The sequence below is a fragment of the Sphingobacterium chungjuense genome, assembly GCF_011316935.1.
Taxonomy (GTDB): domain Bacteria; phylum Bacteroidota; class Bacteroidia; order Sphingobacteriales; family Sphingobacteriaceae; genus Sphingobacterium; species Sphingobacterium chungjuense.
The window spans coordinates 427963-447230 of record NZ_WLYS01000001.1; the positions used below are offsets into that span (position 1 = coordinate 427963).

Consider the following 19268-nt stretch of genomic DNA (forward strand, 5'->3'; position numbering starts at 1 on the left):
TAAAAATGTAGATCATATCAATAACCCCGAGACGGCAAGCCATCTCGGGGTTATTTTTTTGTCATTTAAAAACCGTATTTCACGCAAAAACAGCAAACATTATGCTTTGCATCTTGTTCTTAGAGGTAAACAAAACTATTATGAAAAGATTTATACCAATGGCGCTGCTATTTACGCTAGCCGCCAATCTACTGACGAGCTGTGAGGCTATCGAAGGAATTTTCAAAGCAGGTATGTGGACTGGGATCATTGTAGTGGTCGCTGTTGTTGCATTGATCATTTGGATTATTTCCAAAGTGGCCGGCGGAAAGAAATAACTATCAGCCAAAGAGGCATCTATGAACAAGAGCGGCCTGATCAACTATGTTGATCAGGCCGCTCTTGTTGTATAGCACTTTTGTTATGCTGTCTGCTCCTCTTTCTTGGTGAGCACGAACTTGCGAACTATCCATTTCTCCATTTCTACAATCACAAAAACCGCCACACCTAAGTATACTGGATATTGCCAGAATGATAAAGCAATCGGCTCCGTATCGAAGATATTATTCATGAATGGCAAATACGTAATCGCTGCCTGCAGCACGAATAAGATGATCGCAACAATATAAATGGCCTTGTTGGAAAAGAATTTGCTATCGAACGCTGTACCGTGAATACTCCGACAATTGAACAAATGGAATAATTGAGAAATCACAATGGTTTGCATCGTAACGGTACGGATCGTACCATTCTCCACTCCTTGCGCTGTTAAATACTGTACTAAATACAAGGTACCGCCACCAATAAGCACTGAAACAAATATTATACGCCAGATGAAATAACCACTCAACAGCGGTTCTTTCTCTCTGCGCGGTGGCCTTTTCATCGTGCCATCTTCAATCTCTTCAAAGGCTAATGCCAAGGATACCGTCACGGAAGTTACCATATTCACCCAAAGGATTTGCAGCGGCGTGAGCGGCATGATGTAGCCAAACAGAATACTGGCCATAATCAACAAACTTTCTGCACCATTCGTCGGCAAAATGAAGAGAATGGTTTTCTTTAAGTTATCGTAGATCCTCCGCCCTTCTTCTACCGCGTCTACTATCGTGCGGAAGTTATCATCTGCCAGCACCATTTCCGACGCATCTTTGGTTACTTCCGTACCTTTAATGCCCATCGCAATACCGACGTCCGCTTTCTTCAAAGCGGGCGCATCATTCACGCCATCGCCAGTCATCGCGCAAATTCGCCCTTCGGCTTGCAACGCCTCCACCAAACGCAGTTTATGCTCTGGGCTAGTACGCGCAAAGATATCATACTCTTTCACGGCTTTGCGCATTTCTTCGTCGCTCATCTTTTCCAGATCCGCACCTCGGCAGGCTTTTTCGCCGTCGCCGATGCCCATTTCTTGGCCAATGGCTTTAGCCGTATCGACATGATCGCCCGTAATCATTTTGACGCGAATGCCAGCGTCCGTACATATTTTGATTGCCTCTATCGCTTCCTCACGTGGCGGATCGATAATACCTGCCAAACCAATCATCACCAAATCCTCTTGCAGATCATCGTGATCAATTTTCTCGCCGCTTGATGATACTTTTTTATACGCTGCCGCAATAAGGCGTTTGCCTTCCTTCGCTAATGCAGATACTTGCTCTTCCCAATAATCTGCATCTATATCGACTTCTTCGCCATCTTTTCCCAATTGTTTCGTAGCAAGCTCAATCAGCCGATCAGGCGCTCCCTTCACATACATCAGTCCTTGGCCATCCTGCTCAATGAGTGTAGCCATGTATTTATAGTCCGAATCAAATGGTATGGTAGATTCTCGCTTGGGTTTCTCTTTCTCCAATCCGCTTTTCTCATACACCGTGACTAATGCGCCTTCTGTTGGATCTCCTTTAATACCCCAATCACCATCTTTGCCTTTATCCAATGAAGCTTCGTTACAGATATACACACAGCGCAATAATTCTTGCAGATTGTCATCCTCCTCTACCTTCACCGCTTTCTTTTCTTGCTGTATTTCACCCTCTTCTGGCGAATAACCAATGCCGGTTACGGCATATTGCTGTTCAGCTAATACGATATCTTTCACGGTCATTTCATTCCGCGTCAGCGTACCTGTTTTGTCAGAGCAGATCACAGAAACAGAACCTAAGGTTTCGACGGACGGCAAGTTGCGGATAATCGCATTCCGCTTCGCGAGGTTTTGCACACCGATGGCGAGAATAATGGACAAGATGGCTGGCAAACCTTCGGGAATAGCTGCCACGGCCAATCCAATAACCGACATCAGCAATTCTTCGGTATCATAATCTCGGAGAAAATAGCCGTAGGCAAACGTGGCGGCCGCTAATACCAGCGTCGCTAACGCTACGGTTTTACCGAATTGCGCAGTTTGCCGAAGCAATGGCGTGGTGAGCTGCGTCACATCAGACATCATCTGATTGATCTTTCCAATCTCTGTATCTTTTCCAATGGCGATCACCACTCCTTTTCCCGTTCCGTTACTCACCGTGGTGCTGGTGTATGCCATATTTTTACGATCGCCCAGATCCATATCTTCTTCCAATGGCTCTGTATTTTTTTCCGACGATTCGGATTCACCTGTGAGGGCAGATTCTTCAATTTTGAGATTATCCGATTCGAATAGCCGTAAATCGGCAGGCACTTTATCACCAGCAGACAACAGAACAATATCGCCGAGCACGACTTCTGTCGCGTCAATTTCTTCTCGCTTGCCATCGCGCAGCACCGTCGCTTTCAGCGAGAGTATGCCTTTGATACTTTCCAAAGCTTTCTCTGCTTTTCCTTCTTGTACAAAACCAATCGCCGCATTGATAATAGCCACCAGGATGATGACGATGGTGTCGGTATAGTGTCCTAGAATAGTGGTTACGACCGCAGCTGCGAGTAAGACATAGATCAATACATCGTGAAAATGCTTAATGAAACGTATGAACGTACTTTCTTTTTTCTTCTGTGGGAGCTCGTTTCGACCATGCTTTTTCAGCAATTTTTCTGCGGTCGCTTTATTTAATCCTTCAGAGGTATCTACTTCTAGCCTGGATAGTACCGTATCAACATCGAGTGCATGCCAATGCGCTGCCTTGCTCTTTCCCTCTTGGTTAGCATTTGCCATTTAAAATAATTGTTGGGTTTATATTAAAAATTTTACTATTGTTTGAACAAACAAATCCATATAACTGTTTTACGATTTTTCAGTCTGCCCAAAGTGCGCTTCACACATAGAAATTAAAACCGATTAGGAATTATGTCTACTTTGATCGTAGCTTTGCATTTTAATTGGGATCATATCATCAGCATGGCGATCAAGCGCGGTACAAAAAACAGCAAAAAGAAGAAGGTTACGAAGAAACAGAACAAAGTGCTCTGGTGGGCTGGGCGTATTTTTCTCGGCATGATCGTCTTTAGCCTCCTATGGGTGATCGCCTTACGCTTTATCAATCCGCCGATCACGTATTTGATGATCAAACGCGGATTTGAATGGCAATCGCAAGGCAAAGGTTTTAAGATTGATAAAACCTGGCTGCCTTATGAGGACATGTCTGATAACCTCAAGAAAGCAGCTTTGGCTGGTGAAGATGCTTTCTTCATGACGCATCATGGTTTTGACACCAAAGCGATAGAGCAAGCTCTAAAACGCAACCAATCGGGCGATGCGCTGCGTGGCGGCAGTACGATCAGTCAACAAGTGGCCAAAAATGTGTTTTTATGGCCCGCGCGATCTTGGTTTCGCAAAGGTTTAGAAACCTATTTTACGGTTTTGATTGAGCTGTTCTGGTCGAAGAAGCGGATTTTAGAGGTGTATCTCAATGTCATTGAGATGGGACAAGGTGTATATGGCGCCGAAGCCGCATCACATTATTATTATGGTAAATCGGGGAAAAGTTTGAGTCGCAAAGAAGCAGCACTAATCATCGCGATATTGCCTAATCCACGCAAATGGGATGCGCGCAGACCATCAGCTTACGTCAACCGACGGGCAAACAGCATCGTGCGCTACCTCAATCATTACAAGATTCCGGAATAAAAAAAGCCCGCTGTTGCTGATCTCCAGATCAGCAACAGCGGGCTAGCTATCTTAGTTTGTGTTGCGTGTTTTTAGCGTTTTTCTACGGTAAGCACAGCCGCTTGATTACCGGCGCTCACATCTACGGTTAGCACATACGTACTGCCCGCTTCTAATGCTGCGCCCGTCGTGATGCCCAAATTACCAGAATCTCTGCCATTGGTACCATCACCAATAAAAATCAATTCACTCTCGGTACGGATATGTGTACCACCAAATTCGCCGCCCCAGCCTTTCTGGTGGAAAAATTTGAAGTTGATGTTATCAGCACGCATGGATTCGCCGCCCACTACCGTAACGCGGTAGCGCTTGTTGCCGATTGGCGCCATACATAATGCTTTTTCCGTTGTCCAACCGACTTGATTAGCCAAGTTTGGTTTTCCGATGCCTTCTCCGATAATCCAGATCGCGCCTGTTCCATCCGTATTTAGTTTCGCTAATTGCCCCGCTTGCATGGCTTCGATAATAAAATACTTACGCACGAAATCAGCCGTAATACGATAGGTTCCATTAATCGCATCAAAACGATATTCGCCATTTTCCTGACGGATAAAATCCGCATCAATCGACCAGTCTGCTAAATCCGCAATGCCATCAATGCGCAGCACTTGATCTTTCTGCAACGATATGTCGGCGGTATACAATTCTTCACCAGACAATAGGAGATCTACATCGTTGATGCTATAACTCAAGAATGGTCCTGCTGTATAATTCATCGTGTTGAAGGTGATCGGATACACCCCATCAGAAAGGTACGAGAAGGAGATCAGGCTGTTGGTACCTTGTGTGATTTTATCACCGGTGTAGCCAAATTGTACCACATTGCCATGCTCACCAAAAGCCGGTGCTTCGATGTAGCCTTTTAATTTCATTGGAAATTCTTTCTCCACCTCATATTGGTAAAGCCCCATTCTACGCATCTCGTGTCGCGTTCCGTCTTCTGCCACCAAAGTAAGATGCGGATAATCCGGACGTTGCAGCGGCACGGCAATCTGCGCTTCGCTTGTGCCTTTGTTGATGTTTTGCAACACCAATTTAATGGTAGCAGCGCCATTCGGGATTTCGGCATAATATGGCGCAAATAGCTTGCCTTCGTAGCGACCATATTCTTTCGTACGGATTGTCTTTTCCGACACGATTTCATCCCCGTAGTACAAATAGGCTTTTAACGTGGACAAAGGAATGCCACTGCCATCGCTGACGTCTACACTAAAGTGTAGACTATCTGCGAAATAGGCATTATCATAGGCGGTATGTAGGGTCATTTCTGGACTGCCATCCATCGCAGATTGCTCTTTCTGGCAGCTTGTGGTCGCCATAAGAGCGATCACGCATCCGATCAAAAAACTATATCTTTTCATACGAATTCTTATTTACTCCACTGATAAGAAACAACTGAATTGGCCGGCACGATGTGTGTGAAATGCTTATCACCATCACTAAATGTTACCGATGTATCTACCGAATTGCTGTTGGCCAATACAATAGCAAAGCTATTATCCGGATTGCGAAATGCACTATGTATGATTCCCTCTGGCGTTTTCCCTTTTGAACCAATGCGAACTGCACCTGATTTCACCACGGCCGATAGATGACCTACAACGAAGTAATGCGAGTTTTTCTTGATAGTACGGTAATCCGAGTCAATATCGACCGCACCATAACAAGTAAGGCAACCGCCTTCACGTGTTGGGCCTCGATCGGCATCTAACATTAAGTTCCACACGATAACACCGCGGCTCCAGTTGTTGATGGTTCCCAAGCCAACTTCACGCATATCGGCGATTAATTGCGTACTCAACACATTCCCGTTGTTCCACGTACCGATCGATGTTTCAGAAAAGATCAATTCTTTATCTGGTGCTTTGGCATGAATATCCAACAACTCACTGCGATCGCCACCGTAGTTATGGTATGCTGCTCCCGCAATGTATTGCGACGCCTCAGCATCTTCATAGATGCGGACTGGGTAACTTTGCTGATCGGCCATATTATCATAGTTGTAGTTATGATCGTAGGCATAGATCTTCGTTTGCAATCCTGCACCACGCAATTTAGGTCCTAAAGCTTGCTTGATGAAATCACGTTGCTCTTCCCACTTCATCACCATCGAAGCAGAATTTAGGTGATTCAATGGCTCGTTTTGTGGCGTGATGGAATGGATACGAATTCCTTGCGCTTCCATCGCTTGAATCCATTTGACGAAGTACGTTCCGTAATCTTGGTAATAAGCCGGATTAAGATGTCCGCCCGTCCAAGATGTGTACGGAGCACGTTCTTGTAAATTGTTGACTTTCATCCAAAGTGGCGCTGTCCAAGGCGAACCCATCACTTTAATATCTGGGTTTATCGCCAAGATCTCCTTCATCACGGGAATTACATATTCCAATTCTTCTTTTTGCAACGCAAAATTCTCGATGCCCGGTTTGTCATTCAGCGTGTATTCGCTTAGGGAAAAATCCGAACAGCCAATGGCAATACGCACATAGCTCTGCCCCATCCCTTCGGTAGTCGAAAAGGTTTCTTTCAAGAACTTTGTACGATCTGCTGCAGACATTTTTAATAAGTTGTACGCCGAAGATCCAGTGATGGCTGCGCCAAAACCATCCATGGTTTGGTAGGTTTGCTGCGGATCTAAGAATAAGGTATTGGGCGATAGATTGTCATTCGTACTAAAATTGAGGTACGTTTTCTTGAATTCCTGAATACGGTATCCAGAGGTTACGTATAAGGTGACATCGCCAGAAGTTGGCTCGGGTTCTGGTATCATTTCGGTGAACGAACTCTCCGAACCACAGGAAAGCATCAGCAGAAATCCTAAAGAAAATTGTAGCATCATATGTCGTTTTATCATGGTTATCATTATTTATGGGTTAATAGCCTGGGTTTTGGTTTAGCTTTAAATTTTGATCCAATACGCCTTGTGGAATTGGTAATAAGTAAGAATTGGTGCTGAAAGAATACACTTGTGGACGGCGACCCGTATCGCGGCCATATACGCCATTCATCACTTCTTCTACCTTTTCCCAACGAACGAGATCAAACCAGCGTTCGCCTTCAAAAGCCAATTCTAGGCGTCTTTCTTTCATCAAAGCTTGTAGCAATTGATCGCGATTGTTGCGCACCGCAGCAGGTAACACGGGTAAATCAACACGTTGTCTTACTTGGTCGAGGATCGCTGCCGCTTCGGTCAGGTTCGTGGACGGCCCGAGTAACAATGCTTCTGCTTTCAGCAACAAGATATCCGCATAGCGGTATTTGATAATGCTATTAAAAGCCGAACGGGTTTTGAACATGAATGGGTAATTGTTGGATGGGTAATAGTTGCTCCAACCGGCTGCATAATATACCACCGACTCGCGGAAGCGTACTTCATCATTTTCCGCTTGGAAAACGCGAATCAAATCGCGTGATGGCGTGATCCATTTGGCCCAAGAGAATTGATTATTGTAGTTGGACAAATCACGACCCAGCATCCAAGTTACCCAATTGCCACTACCGGCAAAGAATTGTGCTTCTAAGATCGACTCGCGTGTGTTGCGCATTTTGGCATCGGTATTATTGGCATTCATGCCAAATAGGTTGCTAAAATCTTCTTCCAAACCGAAGCCATCTGCGGCAAGCTGATCCGCATATTGCACTACCTTGGCATAATCGCGCAAGGGTTTTTCGGCGTACACTTTTGCTAACAGTGCTCTGGCAACCGATTTGGTGAAGAGCGTTTTGTTGGAGGGGTTATTTGCGGGAGCATACTCTACGGCTTCCAGCAAATCCTTTTCAATTTGTTGATAGACTTCTTCGGTGGTATTTTGATCAGGGAAGTAGTCATTGTATACATCCGTAATATTTTCGGAGGTAATGTCGCGACCTTCGATCGTGACGACTGGCACGTTGCCCCAAATACGCACCATATCGAAGTACACCATGGCACGGAAGATCTGTGCTTCGGCTTTGTATTGCCTGCGTTCTCCGCTAGTCAGTGATGCATCCGTCACTGAATCTATATTTACGATCAATCGGTTGGCTCTCGCCACATCGACCATGTAACGATCCCAATCTCTGCCCAATACCGAGTTGGCGCCGTCAATAGCATTGTTTTCAAACGGCAATACCTCCGCGCCCGTCGTGCCGGCATACGCATTATCCGAATGACTTTCGGCAATGAGTAAGAGATCCAAATACCAATGTTCTTGTCGGTCGCGCATTTGCTGGTAGATGGTTTGCAGATGGCTAAGCACGGCGGCTTTGTCTCTAAAAACGACCTCGTTTCCTTTTTCGTCGATCCCCTCAGTCACATCGGAGTAGCTATCCAACGGATCAAGCCCCAGAGAGCAGCTGCTGCTTACCAACACACCTGCTAGAAGGATTATCGTATATATTTTCTGTATCATCAGATTTATGTTTTATTCCAATTAAAAATCAATGTTCACACCAAGCACGTAGGATTTTGTCTGCGGATACGTTCCCCAGTCAATTCCTTGTACCGCACCACTATTTCCCCACTGGTTTACTTCCGGATCCATACCGCTATAGTTGGTCCAAGTCAATAAGTTGGTGGCCGAAATAAAAGGCTGCAAGCGCGTGATACCCATGCGTGTCAATTTATCTGCTTGAATATTGTACGAGAAGGATAGGTTTTTCAGACGAAGGAAACTGCCATTTTCGATAAAGTAGGTCGAGTTGCGCATGGTATAGTTTGCCCGTGGCACATCTGTAATTTGGCCTGTTACTTGCCATCTGTCCAATACGCGTGTCGACTGGTTTTTACCATCGTACATACCTTCCATCTCCATACGCGAAGCGTTGAAAATATCATTGCCATACGATCCTTGTAAGAATACCGATAGATTGAAACCTTTGTAGCTGAAATTGTTGGTCAGACCGAAGGTAAACTTAGGATTTGGATCGCCGATAAACGTCCGGTCGCTCGGCGAGATTCTGCCATCTCCATTTAGATCGCGGTAGATCATATCACCCGTTTCTGGATCTACACCATCAGCGATATAGCCAAAAAAGCTTCCAAGTGGACGCCCTGGCGTATTACGAACTACAGGCTCATTCACCACTTCGGAGGTATTGGCTGTGTTGTAAATCTGCTGTAATTCCAGCTTCTCTAGGCGGTTTCTGTTGAAAGAGATGTTGAAATCTGTTGTCCACATAAAATTCTGCACCAAGTTGCGGCTGCTGACATTAAATTCCATACCGCGGTTCAGCATCTCGCCTTCATTTCTCACTAAAGAGTTGGCAACTGACGCTCCGGCTGGCAGCGTTACATACATTAACATATCGCGGGTGTACTTGTGGTACAAGTCAAAATTCACCGTCAATCGGTTGTCGAAACCTGTAAAGTCAATACCCAAGTTAGTTTGTGTCGTCGTTTCCCAGGTCAAATCTCTGGTTCTAAGATTCGCTTGATTGATAAGCGGCAAAGCATTCTCGCGACCAGTTTCAAACCAAGGTTGGCGCTGGATATTATACAATTGCAAGTACGCATAGTCTCCTACGCCCGATTGGTTACCGGTTTGTCCCCAGCCACCGCGGATTTTTAAATCATTCAACCAAGAAACATCGGCTAGAAAATCTTCTGCAGACAATCTCCAAGCGGCCGACATGGATGGGAATACGCCCCAGCGATAGTCGGGATGTAGTTTGGAAGAGCCATCCGCACGGATATTTCCGGTCACGATATATTTACCATCGTAATTGTAGGTAGCCCGCGCAAAGTAAGACATGATTCCCCATTGCGAAGCGCCGGTACCGGTATTATTCCAAATGATTTTATTCGCCGCATTCAATGTTTGGATGTAATCGTTGATAAAGTGCGAACCATTGATCCAGCTGTTTTGGTATTGCGAGCTCGTCCATGAACTTCCAGCCATTGCTTCAATCTGGTGCTTGTCTAAACGTTTGTTGTAGTTCAACACATTGTCGAACGTGAGCACGGTATTCATATTACGTGAGTCCGAAGCATTACCAAATTGGCTGCGCCCCCAATCAGTAGTGATTGGATCCAGAAAGGTGGTCGTCAATCCATTTCTACGATCGATCGCAAAAAGCGATTTAAAAGTAAGGTCGGGTGTAAATAAGATAGTAGCGCTACCCGATCCTACTAAGCGGTTTTCACGCGTTTTGTTGTTTCGTGTGCGCTCCATATTCTCCAGCGGATGTGTGATATTGCCCACACCGTAGAAGTTATTATAGTATTGATTTGGAAAATCTGGATTCCAGATTGGCGCATATGTTGGTGTATTAATGACTGATAGAATCACACCGCCACGATTAGCTCCTGTACCACTGATAATACCATTATCGGTATTGTCCGAATAACTTACATTGGCATTAATCTTCAACCAATCACGTACATTGTTTTCAATATTTGCGCGGAAGTTATAACGTTTGAAAAATGCCGTGTTCAACACACCTTTTTCGCCCAAGTAACCACCAGATAGGTGATAACGCAACTTTTCCGTACCATCGGAGATGGAAAGCTGATAGTTTTGTGTCAAGCCATTTTTATAGGTTTCGTTGAACCAGTCGGTCTGATCAGTAAGACCAGATGGCACATTGACTACACCAATTTCTTGTTGCAAATCGCGGTATTGTGCCGCGTTGAGCACATCAATGCGGCTGGTAACTTGATTGATCGTTCCTAAGGCATTCAAAGCGATCTTCGCTTGGCCAGCGCGACCTTGTTTGGTGGTGATTAAGATTACCCCATTCGCTGCGCGTGAACCATAGATCGCAGCTGAAGAAGCGTCTTTCAATACCTGCATATCCACAATATCGGTGGGCGCTAGAAAGTTGATATTATCCACCGGCACATTGTCTACAACATATAATGGATCATTGCTTCCGTTGAAAGAAGTAGCTCCACGAATACGAATAGATGTTTGTCCGCCGGGCGTACCGCTGGTTTGCACGACCGATACACCGGCCGCTCTACCTTGGATCGCTTGTGCAGCAGATACGATTGGACGCTCTTCCACATCTTCTAGTGATACAGAAGAAATCGCGGTGGTTACGTCTTTACGTCTGACGGAGCCATAGCCAATCACGACGACATCTTCTAATGCCGTCTCGCCAACGGCTAGTGTGATCGTCATCATATTGCCGGAAATCGGTAATTCTACCGATTGGAATCCCATGGCGGTGACAGATACGCGTGCAGAATTTCCGGGACTGGTAAAACGGAAATTACCGGTTTCGTCTGTGCTGGTCGATCTGCCGCCAGGCAGCAAAGAAACGGTAGCACCTGAAATGCCAGAACCATCTGCCGCGGATACGACCCGCCCTTCCAATGCCGGACGATCCTGCGCCTGCACGGAAAGGAAGATCCATATCCCAATAAAGGAAAGAATAAGTCTTGTTACTTTGAACGATAACATAAGTATGAATTAAATGGTCTTGTAGTTTATAATATGAAAAGCTTGTGTTGCCACTTCCCTTTTCTGGTTATGACAAAGGTATCCACAAAAGGAGGCAGATATTACCCATTGAGTGAGTAGTATTCTCAAAAAGTAACCAAAAGTAAATTTTAAATAATTTATAATCAGATATTTACCAAATTATGATTCATTAAAAAAGTAACCTAATATTATCTCGAAGAAGTGGTGTTCAGCTCTTCATTGCCGATATTCATGAGTAGTTTTTCAAATTGATCTTTGTCGCCAGCCACCTTATTTCTGGTCTTCACCCGATAGTTATACACGGTACGTAGGGAGTAACGTAGGAATCCCGCAATCTTGGCATTATCGGTAATGCCGAGGCGAATCAGCGCATAGATGCGCAACTCCGAGTTGAGATGTTCGTTGTCCTTCAACACAATCTGCTCTGGAGGCAATAGTAATTTGTTGAATTCGGCCACGAAGGTGGGATATAGATTGATAAAGATAATGTCGAAGTTGGTGTACAGATCTTCCAACTCCGCTTTGAGGTAATCGCTGGATTGCAATTCTTTTTTCAAATCTCGCGTATCTTGTTGCACGACTTTTTTCAAGATCTCTTTGCGCATCACGTCCATCTTATGGATATAGGTGGAGCAGATATCGAAAAATTGCGCAATGTAAGCTTCCTTAATATGATCGGACTCCTGCAATCGCGTGTTGGACGATAGGAGTTGGAGATTGAGCTCCCGCAATTGGTCATTGGTTTGGTCCAATGCTTTTCGAACCCGCCGCAGGCGAATCATTTGTCGGTAAATGAACAGCACACCCCCCAGCAGCACGACAGAAAGTAAGCTGATGGCGATCAATAGTTGAAGCAGTTGTTGCTGTTGTTCTTTCTCTTTGTCGATAAATGCAGCGTGGATGATAGGATAAAAGGTAGAACTTTCGATCGTACGGAATCGCACATTGCTGAATACCGCATCATTAATGGCGCGTTCGATATACAATCGTGCGCGATCTACATCGCCTTGCTCATAATAGCTCAGCGCAAGACTTTGCATAGACGCATTATCGCGGATCACATTTTTAATATCGGCAATGCCAGACATGGCGAAATAAGCCGTTTGTGCTTTCATATCACCGGTTTCGCGATAGATCAATCCAAGCAAATAGGTAATCAAAGCGCGATCTTGGTGCGCATCGTCCAAACTGTCGCACAGGCGATGCAATATCGGCTTTGCCGCGGCATAATCTTTAGCATACACCGTTTTGGTAACCCAAGCTACCTGATACGGGAGCGATTGCGGATCCATAACGGAAAGCATGGAATCTCGGTAACGCTCACTTTCCTGAAAATACGCGCGGTTGTTGCTGCTCAATCCATAGTTGCTGTAGAAAGTTAGCATGGCTTGATAATAGCGTTCCGCTAAGTTTTGAGGTACGCCGCGTAGAGATAAATCGTCCAGCAGTTTTTTGGCTTCGACAAACTTACCACCGGCAGACAGCAACGTAGACATCGCAATTTGCGATTCTTGCCGTTTAAACTCGTCGCCTAATTTTTCGGCGATAGCTACATTCTGCTTTATGTACAGCGCCGCAGAATCGATCTGATATTTCCGATAGGCTTCGTATAGGCGTGTATTATAATCATAATGCTTCGACAAGTCATTGCCTGCACGCGATAAATCCTGCTGAATAGCTTGAATATGCTTCTTCTTGATGGCTTCATAATGGTCGGCACGCAGCATCACCTCATCTAAAGCCGACTGCACGGAGTCTAGGTTTTGGCTTTTTGCCTGTCCGACAAAAAGCAGTATCAGAAAAATAAACCCAAACCCTTTCATGGCTATTCCGCTGTTTTTGTCCAATCGTTCATTCCCCCAAAATACACTTTCAGGTTCGTAAATCCCTTTGCATGCAAGAAGGAAGATGCAATCGCTGCGCGATCACCACTTTGGCAATATACCGCAATAGGCTGTTCTTTTGAGATTTGTATCAATTGTTTAGCCATCGTGCCTACAAATACATGCTGCGCGCCGTCGATATGCCCTTTTTTATATTCGTCGGCATTACGCACATCCAGCAATTGCAAGTTCGGTTCGGCAGCTATTAATTGCTTCAGCTGCGCTTTATCAACTACTTCTGTATTTGCTGTGGCTAGTGATGCTACGTCAGATGGTTCTACAAATCCGACCACGTGATCCATACCAATGCGCATCAGTTTGCGAAGCGCGTCTTCTGATTGTTCTTCTGTGATGATTAAGACAATAGGTTGCTCATAATTCAGCATCCAGCCACACCAAGTAGCAAAGGAATTATTAAGCTGTATGTTCCACGTCTTCGGCACATGAGCTGCTGCAAATTCAAGCTTATTGCGCACATCTACTATTTGCGCATCTTGCTTTTGATACATTTCGAATTCTTCTAGGGAAAGTTTCGGTATTGCAGGCACTTCCAGTAGCAAAGGGCGTTCACCTTTGTTGCGCATCTTCATTTCTTTGAAATAAGTCGGCGCTGCCGGTTGTCCTTCTAGTAATTTTTTCACAAAATCTCCTTCATTGGATTCTTCCAAAGCCCAATTTCGCAGTTTCTCATATCCAACCGTGCTGTTTGGCACCGCGCCTAATGCTTTTCCGCAAGAAGAACCGGCACCGTGGCCTGGCCATACCTGCACAAAATCTGGCAGGTTGACAAAACGCTGTAAGGAAGCGTACATCTGGGCTGCGCCCCATTCTTTTGTTCCGGCAATTCCAGCCGCCACTTCCAATAAATCTGGCCGTCCAACATCACCCACAAATACAAAATCGCCAGTGAAGATCATCACAGGATGGTCGGTGGCCGGATGATCGGTGAGCAATAAGCTAATACTTTCTGGCGTATGACCCGGCGTATGAAGTATTTCAAATGTCAAGTTGCCCAACGTGATAATATCACCATGTTTTAAGCCGTGATGCGGAAATTGGTATTGCCAGTCGGCTCCGCCTTCATCCGAAAGATACATGGTAGCGCCAGTAATGGCGGCCAGCTCCCGCGTTCCGCTCAGGAAATCGGCATGAATATGGGTTTCTACCAATTTGGTAATTTGGAGGTTATTTTGCTTCGCAATCTCCACATAGGTATCTACATCCCGCTTGGCATCAATCACAATCGCCTCACCATTGACTTGACAACCCACTATATAACTGGCCTGTGCCAGACTCTTATCATAAACCTGCTGAAAAAACATACCAGATTGCCCTTAATTATAAAACCATTTCTCTAACAAATATATAGATGCCCATGCATAGTACAAACCATCCAAAGCCTACCTTCAACTTTTGACCATCGATTTCTTTTGCAATCCGTGCTCCGATAAAAATACCTAAGATGGATAGAAAGGAGAAGAGTAGTAATAACGGCCAATTGATGGGATGATCATCAATCTCCCAATAACCCAAAAATCCTATCAAGGAATTAAAAGCAACAATAAACAACGAAGTGCCAATCGCACGTTTCATCTCCATCCGAGCGGAAACTACCAAAGTGGGAATAATCAAAAACCCGCCGCCAGCACCCACCATTCCGGTTACCAAACCTAAGACAATGCCCTTGAAAAATACGGTAACGTAATTGAATTGCTGATGTTGCACGAAATCCTCTTGTGGCCGATTGCGAATCATGGAAAACGAAGCCAACAACATCACCAATGAAAACAACACCATCACAAAAGTTTCTTTGGACAACGCGCAGACCGTATCTGCAAATAATACGTCTGGAATATTGGGCATGATGAATGTCCGTGTCGCTAACACCATGAAGATGGAGGGAATACCAAAGTACACAACGGTCTTATAATCGACCATGCCTTCGAACGCTTTACGTAATCCACCAACCAAAGCACTAGCCCCAACGATAAACAGGGAATACGCCGTGGCCGTAAGCGGATCGATTCCAAGGAAATAGACTAAAATCGGTATCGTTAATATTGATCCTCCGCTACCAATAAGACCTAACGAGACCCCAATTAAAATAGCTAAAGCATAGGCGAAAAACTCCATCATTGAAGGCGAAGTTATTTCTTTTTTGCACAATCAACTAATTAACTATCAAATATTTAAAATGATAAACTATATAGATTTGGTGGGGTAAAAATTAGTCTAGCGAGTTGGTATTGCATCTTTATAATCAATCCCATGTTTGAATTTGCAAAGCGAATCAACAATCTTTACTGCTTGAACTTCAACCTCCACCGCCTTATCCATCTCCTAAACTGAGCATAATGACATGCGCGAAAGCATGAGCAATCATGGCAGACTCCAGTCCCTTTTTCCAATACAACCACCCAAAGATTTATCTGCCAACCATATTTCCGAAAACGATATACAATATTACCGCGAGAGAAGGATCTGCCATAGCATTAAAAACTAATGGCAAGTGACTCAACCCAAATAGTAGCGCAGCAAGGAGTATCCCTACCCAATAGATCCAATTAGGCTTACTCTTAAATAGCAAGCTCAACAACCAAATGAATAAGCTCATTACACCGAATCTTGATATGACTTCTTCCGTAATACCGCCATAAAGCAAGCGATTTAAAATGTTTGGCGTAAAGTGATCAATTTCCAGTGTAATATATTTGGAGGAGTAGAATGAGAACAATACTAAGAATAGTCCAGCTGCGATACCACCTATAACACCAGATGCCACTAAATCACGATAGTTAATACTTGTACTGTCTTTGTAAACTAGTTTTTCGAAAACGGGTGATGGAAGACCAACTCGCTTGTAAGTTAAGGTACCTATCACAACCGTAATTAGCAGTAAGACAGTCGGATTTATAAGAGCAATCAATTTAAACTCCCTCAGCGTAATCGAACAACCTGCTTTTTCTAAAACAGAGGGAGGAATAGACATCACTGTGGTCAGCAGAGTCAGGATTCCAATAAATCCCAAGCCGAAAATCAAAAGGCCTAGTTTGAATGTATTCGACATTTTCATGACGATAAGCATTTAGGTTAGAAAGCCGAGGTAATAGATTGCCGCACCTTCGTGCCTAAGGTTCGCAATGACGCGTTTGAATTAAAGTAAACTTCAATCATAACGTCTCCTGGAAGTCAATACGATGCGATCTACTTTGACAAATTACCTTTGCATTCGTATATAATACTACACGCCGGCGCAATTATTAGAGCATCATAAACTGATTGCAAACACGATAACTTCACTTAATTACAATAACAAATGTAATAAAAAATTAAATACAGGTTTAATATTTAAACTAAAATTCAGTAGAGATTCGGCCGTAGATATCTATTCCGATAAATCGCCTTCCTTCCAATCATCCTGCAAATCATCAATTTCCCGACGATCTTTCTTGGTTGGTCGCCCCGTTCCACGATCTCGCTTTAATATCGGCGCGTGGAAAGCCGATTTGTAAGCGAACGTTTCTTCTTCTGGCGTATGATCTTCGTAATGTTTCTGGGCGGTGGTGGCATCGGCGCGTCGCTCCAATAATCCGGTCACTAGGATCACCTTTCGTTCGATTCCTTTTTGGATAGAAAACGTTTCTCCTACTTTCACTACGTAAGATGGCTTCACATTCTGTCCTTTCAGCTTCACGCGCCCAGCCTTACAGGCCTCTGACGCCAAACTTCTGGTTTTGAAAATGCGAATCGCCCACAGGTATTTATCAATACGTAATTTTTCGGATGCTTCTGCCATATGCAAACTTACTTATCCTATGATTTAAATCCAAGCTGGCATTATCTCATCCTGATTATAGCACAACAAGCGTAAAATGAGAGGATCGTTTAACCTATTTTGACCGATCGCTTAGCACAATTTTTCGCGAAAATTTGACATCTTTGTAGTACAAGTAATAATATAGTTTTAGAATACGACAATCCATGTTAGAGAATTACAAAAAATTAGTTGAGGAGGCTTGGGAAAACAGACAGCTTCTAGAGTATAAAGAATATTTTGAAGCCATTCACACCGTGATTCAGCGTTTGGATTTGGGTGAATTACGCGTGGCAGAACCGATTGGTACGCGTTGGCACGTGAATGACTGGATCAAGAAGGCCGTGATTTTGTACTTCCCGATTCGCGAAATGAGCGTCATCGAAAATACTCCATTTATCTACCATGATAAAATGGCGTTGAAAACGAATTATAAAGAGTTAGGCGTGCGCGTAGTACCTGGAGCTTCCGCACGTTACGGTGCTTACTTAGCCAAAGGTGTCATCATGATGCCTTCTTACGTAAACATTGGTGCTTATGTAGATGAAGGTACGATGGTAGATACTTGGGCAACGGTTGGTTCTTGTGCTCAAATTGGTAAGAATGTACACTTATCTGGTGGTGTTGGTATTGGTGGCGTATTAGAGCCTGTACAAGCTGCTCCAGTTGTGATTGAAGACAACGTATTTGTTGGATCTCGCGCCATCGTAGTAGAAGGTATTCGTGTTGAAACGGAAGCCGTTTTAGGTGCCAATGTGGTATTAACCGCATCAACTAAAATCATTGATGTATCGGGTGATGAGCCGGTAGAATACAAAGGTTTCGTTCCTGCACGTTCAGTCGTAATTCCAGGATCATACACCAAGAAATTCCCAGCAGGCGAATATCAAGTACCTTGTGCTTTGATCATCGGTAAGCGTAAGGAATCTACAGACAAGAAAACTTCGTTGAACGACGCTTTGCGCGATCACAACGTAGCGGTATAAGCAATACATGCGACAAAATAATACATATGTAGATCGGGATGATGTCTCCAAAGCATTGGAAACTTTGCAGGCTGGCGGCATCATCTTGTATCCTACAGATACCATTTGGGGAATTGGTTGTGATGCGACCAATCCAGAAGCGGTAGAAAAGGTTTTTGCGTTGAAAGGGCGCGATCTGGCCAAAAGCATGATCTTATTATTGCACAACGACAATCAATTGGCGGGATATGTCAATGATATTCCAGATGTGGCCTATCAACTGATCGAAGTGACGGATCGTCCGCTCACGATCATCTATTCCTTGGCAAAGAACTTACCCGCGAATGTAATGGCTGCCGATGGCACGGTGGGCATTCGGGTTGTAGATCATCCGTTTTGTCAACAATTATTACAGCGATTTCGTAAACCCATTATTTCCACTTCAGCAAACCTGAGTGGACAGCCTTCACCCCGTACTTTCTTGGATATAGCGCCTGAAATTACCGAAGGAGCAGATTATGTGGTGCAGTTTGGACAACAGGATACGGAAGTACGCGAACCATCCATGATTATCAAACTGGATCCTAGCGGTAAATTTGAGTTTATTCGTAAGTAATACCTTTTAACATCAGGAAATATGAAAAAGTTATTCACCTTATTATTCAGCGTCGTGGCCTTCGCCACCATCGGATCTGCGCAACAAGCCGATATTCCGGCTGCACATCCAGGCGTACAATACGGCAAGAAAGTGGAAGCGCAGGGCGCAATCTCTGTAAAAGCCTTAGAAACGGCGCTGGCCAAATCCAACGATTTCAGCGGAAAAGTACGAGGAGAAGTCGTGCAGGTATGTAAGAAAAAAGGCTGTTTTATTACGCTGAAACGTGAAGGAAATGCAGAACCCATCATGGTGCGTTTCACGGATTACGGTTATTTTATGCCGCAAGATATCGTCGGAAAAACGGTCGTATTAGAAGGCAAAGGTAAAGTAAAAGAAACTACCGTAGCGAAGCTACAGCACGATGCGAAAGATTTGGGAAAAAGCGAAAAAGAAATCGCGGCGATCAAAAAACCAAAACGCGACATCACGTTTATCGCAGATGGCGTTGTGGTGGTCAAATAAAC

The 19268-nt window shown here is 44.4% G+C and carries 15 protein-coding genes; 5 read left to right on the forward strand and 10 right to left on the reverse strand.

Features of this window, described 5'->3' with window-relative positions; translation table 11 throughout:
* Positions 1 to 140 precede the first annotated feature (140 nt).
* A complete protein-coding gene (locus GKO22_RS01995; protein ID WP_166332430.1) occupies positions 141 to 317 on the forward strand; it encodes a hypothetical protein in 177 nt (58 codons plus the stop codon).
* A gap of 83 nt (positions 318 to 400) precedes the next feature.
* On the opposite strand, the gene GKO22_RS02000 is transcribed toward GKO22_RS01995, so the two are convergent.
* Positions 401 to 3127, reverse strand: coding sequence for a cation-transporting P-type ATPase (locus GKO22_RS02000; protein WP_166332431.1), 2727 nt, complete (start codon positions 3125 to 3127; stop codon positions 401 to 403).
* Between the two features lie 183 nt (positions 3128 to 3310).
* Here GKO22_RS02000 and mtgA point away from each other — a divergent pair, with 183 nt between their 5' ends.
* Positions 3311 to 4039 (forward strand): monofunctional biosynthetic peptidoglycan transglycosylase, encoded by a 729-nt coding sequence (mtgA, locus tag GKO22_RS02005; RefSeq protein ID WP_166332928.1) that lies wholly within the window; start codon positions 3311 to 3313, stop codon positions 4037 to 4039.
* Between the two features lie 71 nt (positions 4040 to 4110).
* Here mtgA and GKO22_RS02010 read toward each other — a convergent pair whose 3' ends face one another.
* From GKO22_RS02010 to GKO22_RS02050, 9 genes are all read right to left on the reverse strand, one after another.
* A complete protein-coding gene (locus GKO22_RS02010) occupies positions 4111 to 5439 on the reverse strand; it encodes a DUF5125 domain-containing protein (protein ID WP_166332432.1) in 1329 nt (442 codons plus the stop codon).
* Positions 5440 to 5447: 8 nt separating this feature from the next.
* A complete protein-coding gene (locus tag GKO22_RS02015) occupies positions 5448 to 6917 on the reverse strand; it encodes a glycoside hydrolase family 30 protein (protein ID WP_240920081.1) in 1470 nt (489 codons plus the stop codon).
* Positions 6918 to 6951: 34 nt separating this feature from the next.
* Positions 6952 to 8469 (reverse strand): RagB/SusD family nutrient uptake outer membrane protein, encoded by a 1518-nt coding sequence (locus GKO22_RS02020; RefSeq protein ID WP_166332434.1) that lies wholly within the window; start codon positions 8467 to 8469, stop codon positions 6952 to 6954.
* Between the two features lie 21 nt (positions 8470 to 8490).
* Positions 8491 to 11463, reverse strand: coding sequence for a SusC/RagA family TonB-linked outer membrane protein (locus GKO22_RS02025; protein WP_166332435.1), 2973 nt, complete (start codon positions 11461 to 11463; stop codon positions 8491 to 8493).
* A 209-nt stretch (positions 11464 to 11672) separates the two neighbouring features.
* Positions 11673 to 13307: a DUF6377 domain-containing protein gene (locus tag GKO22_RS02030; RefSeq protein WP_166332436.1), complete on the reverse strand. Its 1635-nt coding sequence runs from the start codon at positions 13305 to 13307 to the stop codon at positions 11673 to 11675.
* Between the two features lie 2 nt (positions 13308 to 13309).
* Positions 13310 to 14689: an MBL fold metallo-hydrolase gene (locus GKO22_RS02035; protein WP_166332437.1), complete on the reverse strand. Its 1380-nt coding sequence runs from the start codon at positions 14687 to 14689 to the stop codon at positions 13310 to 13312.
* Between the two features lie 16 nt (positions 14690 to 14705).
* On the reverse strand, positions 14706 to 15503 hold the full coding sequence (locus GKO22_RS02040) for a sulfite exporter TauE/SafE family protein (protein WP_240920083.1): 798 nt from the start codon (positions 15501 to 15503) through the stop codon (positions 14706 to 14708).
* Between the two features lie 289 nt (positions 15504 to 15792).
* The gene (locus GKO22_RS02045) at positions 15793 to 16440 is read right to left on the reverse strand and encodes a CPBP family glutamic-type intramembrane protease (protein ID WP_166332438.1); all 648 of its coding nucleotides are present in this window, start codon (positions 16438 to 16440) and stop codon (positions 15793 to 15795) included.
* A gap of 312 nt (positions 16441 to 16752) precedes the next feature.
* On the reverse strand, positions 16753 to 17163 hold the full coding sequence (locus tag GKO22_RS02050; RefSeq protein WP_166332439.1) for an RNA-binding S4 domain-containing protein: 411 nt from the start codon (positions 17161 to 17163) through the stop codon (positions 16753 to 16755).
* Between the two features lie 185 nt (positions 17164 to 17348).
* Here GKO22_RS02050 and GKO22_RS02055 point away from each other — a divergent pair, with 185 nt between their 5' ends.
* The 3 genes from GKO22_RS02055 to GKO22_RS02065 are packed head-to-tail and all read left to right on the forward strand — an operon-like array spanning position 17349 to position 19266.
* Positions 17349 to 18167, forward strand: coding sequence for a 2,3,4,5-tetrahydropyridine-2,6-dicarboxylate N-succinyltransferase (locus GKO22_RS02055; RefSeq protein ID WP_166332440.1), 819 nt, complete (start codon positions 17349 to 17351; stop codon positions 18165 to 18167).
* 7 nt (positions 18168 to 18174) lie between these two features.
* A complete protein-coding gene (locus GKO22_RS02060; RefSeq protein ID WP_166332441.1) occupies positions 18175 to 18762 on the forward strand; it encodes an L-threonylcarbamoyladenylate synthase in 588 nt (195 codons plus the stop codon).
* A gap of 21 nt (positions 18763 to 18783) precedes the next feature.
* Positions 18784 to 19266, forward strand: coding sequence for a DUF4920 domain-containing protein (locus tag GKO22_RS02065; RefSeq protein ID WP_166332442.1), 483 nt, complete (start codon positions 18784 to 18786; stop codon positions 19264 to 19266).
* The last annotated feature ends 2 nt before the right edge of the window (positions 19267 to 19268 follow it).

What these genes read in the sequence shown, in the direction of transcription:
- GKO22_RS02010 (WP_166332432.1), bottom strand. Translation starts at nt 5,439, where the DNA reads ATGAAAAGATATAGTTTTTTGATCGGATGCGTGATCGCTCTTATGGCG.
- GKO22_RS02045 (WP_166332438.1), bottom strand. Translation starts at nt 16,440, where the DNA reads ATGAAAATGTCGAATACATTCAAACTAGGCCTTTTGATTTTCGGCTTG.
- GKO22_RS02000 (WP_166332431.1), bottom strand. Translation starts at nt 3,127, where the DNA reads ATGGCAAATGCTAACCAAGAGGGAAAGAGCAAGGCAGCGCATTGGCAT.
- GKO22_RS02025 (WP_166332435.1), bottom strand. Translation starts at nt 11,463, where the DNA reads ATGTTATCGTTCAAAGTAACAAGACTTATTCTTTCCTTTATTGGGATA.
- GKO22_RS02050 (WP_166332439.1), bottom strand. Translation starts at nt 17,163, where the DNA reads ATGGCAGAAGCATCCGAAAAATTACGTATTGATAAATACCTGTGGGCG.
- GKO22_RS02015 (WP_240920081.1), bottom strand. Translation starts at nt 6,917, where the DNA reads ATGATGCTACAATTTTCTTTAGGATTTCTGCTGATGCTTTCCTGTGGT.
- GKO22_RS02065 (WP_166332442.1), top strand. Translation starts at nt 18,784, where the DNA reads ATGAAAAAGTTATTCACCTTATTATTCAGCGTCGTGGCCTTCGCCACC.
- GKO22_RS02030 (WP_166332436.1), bottom strand. Translation starts at nt 13,307, where the DNA reads ATGAAAGGGTTTGGGTTTATTTTTCTGATACTGCTTTTTGTCGGACAG.
- GKO22_RS01995 (WP_166332430.1), top strand. Translation starts at nt 141, where the DNA reads ATGAAAAGATTTATACCAATGGCGCTGCTATTTACGCTAGCCGCCAAT.
- GKO22_RS02035 (WP_166332437.1), bottom strand. Translation starts at nt 14,689, where the DNA reads ATGTTTTTTCAGCAGGTTTATGATAAGAGTCTGGCACAGGCCAGTTAT.
- mtgA (WP_166332928.1), top strand. Translation starts at nt 3,311, where the DNA reads ATGGCGATCAAGCGCGGTACAAAAAACAGCAAAAAGAAGAAGGTTACG.
- GKO22_RS02020 (WP_166332434.1), bottom strand. Translation starts at nt 8,469, where the DNA reads ATGATACAGAAAATATATACGATAATCCTTCTAGCAGGTGTGTTGGTA.
- GKO22_RS02055 (WP_166332440.1), top strand. Translation starts at nt 17,349, where the DNA reads ATGTTAGAGAATTACAAAAAATTAGTTGAGGAGGCTTGGGAAAACAGA.
- GKO22_RS02060 (WP_166332441.1), top strand. Translation starts at nt 18,175, where the DNA reads ATGCGACAAAATAATACATATGTAGATCGGGATGATGTCTCCAAAGCA.
- GKO22_RS02040 (WP_240920083.1), bottom strand. Translation starts at nt 15,503, where the DNA reads ATGATGGAGTTTTTCGCCTATGCTTTAGCTATTTTAATTGGGGTCTCG.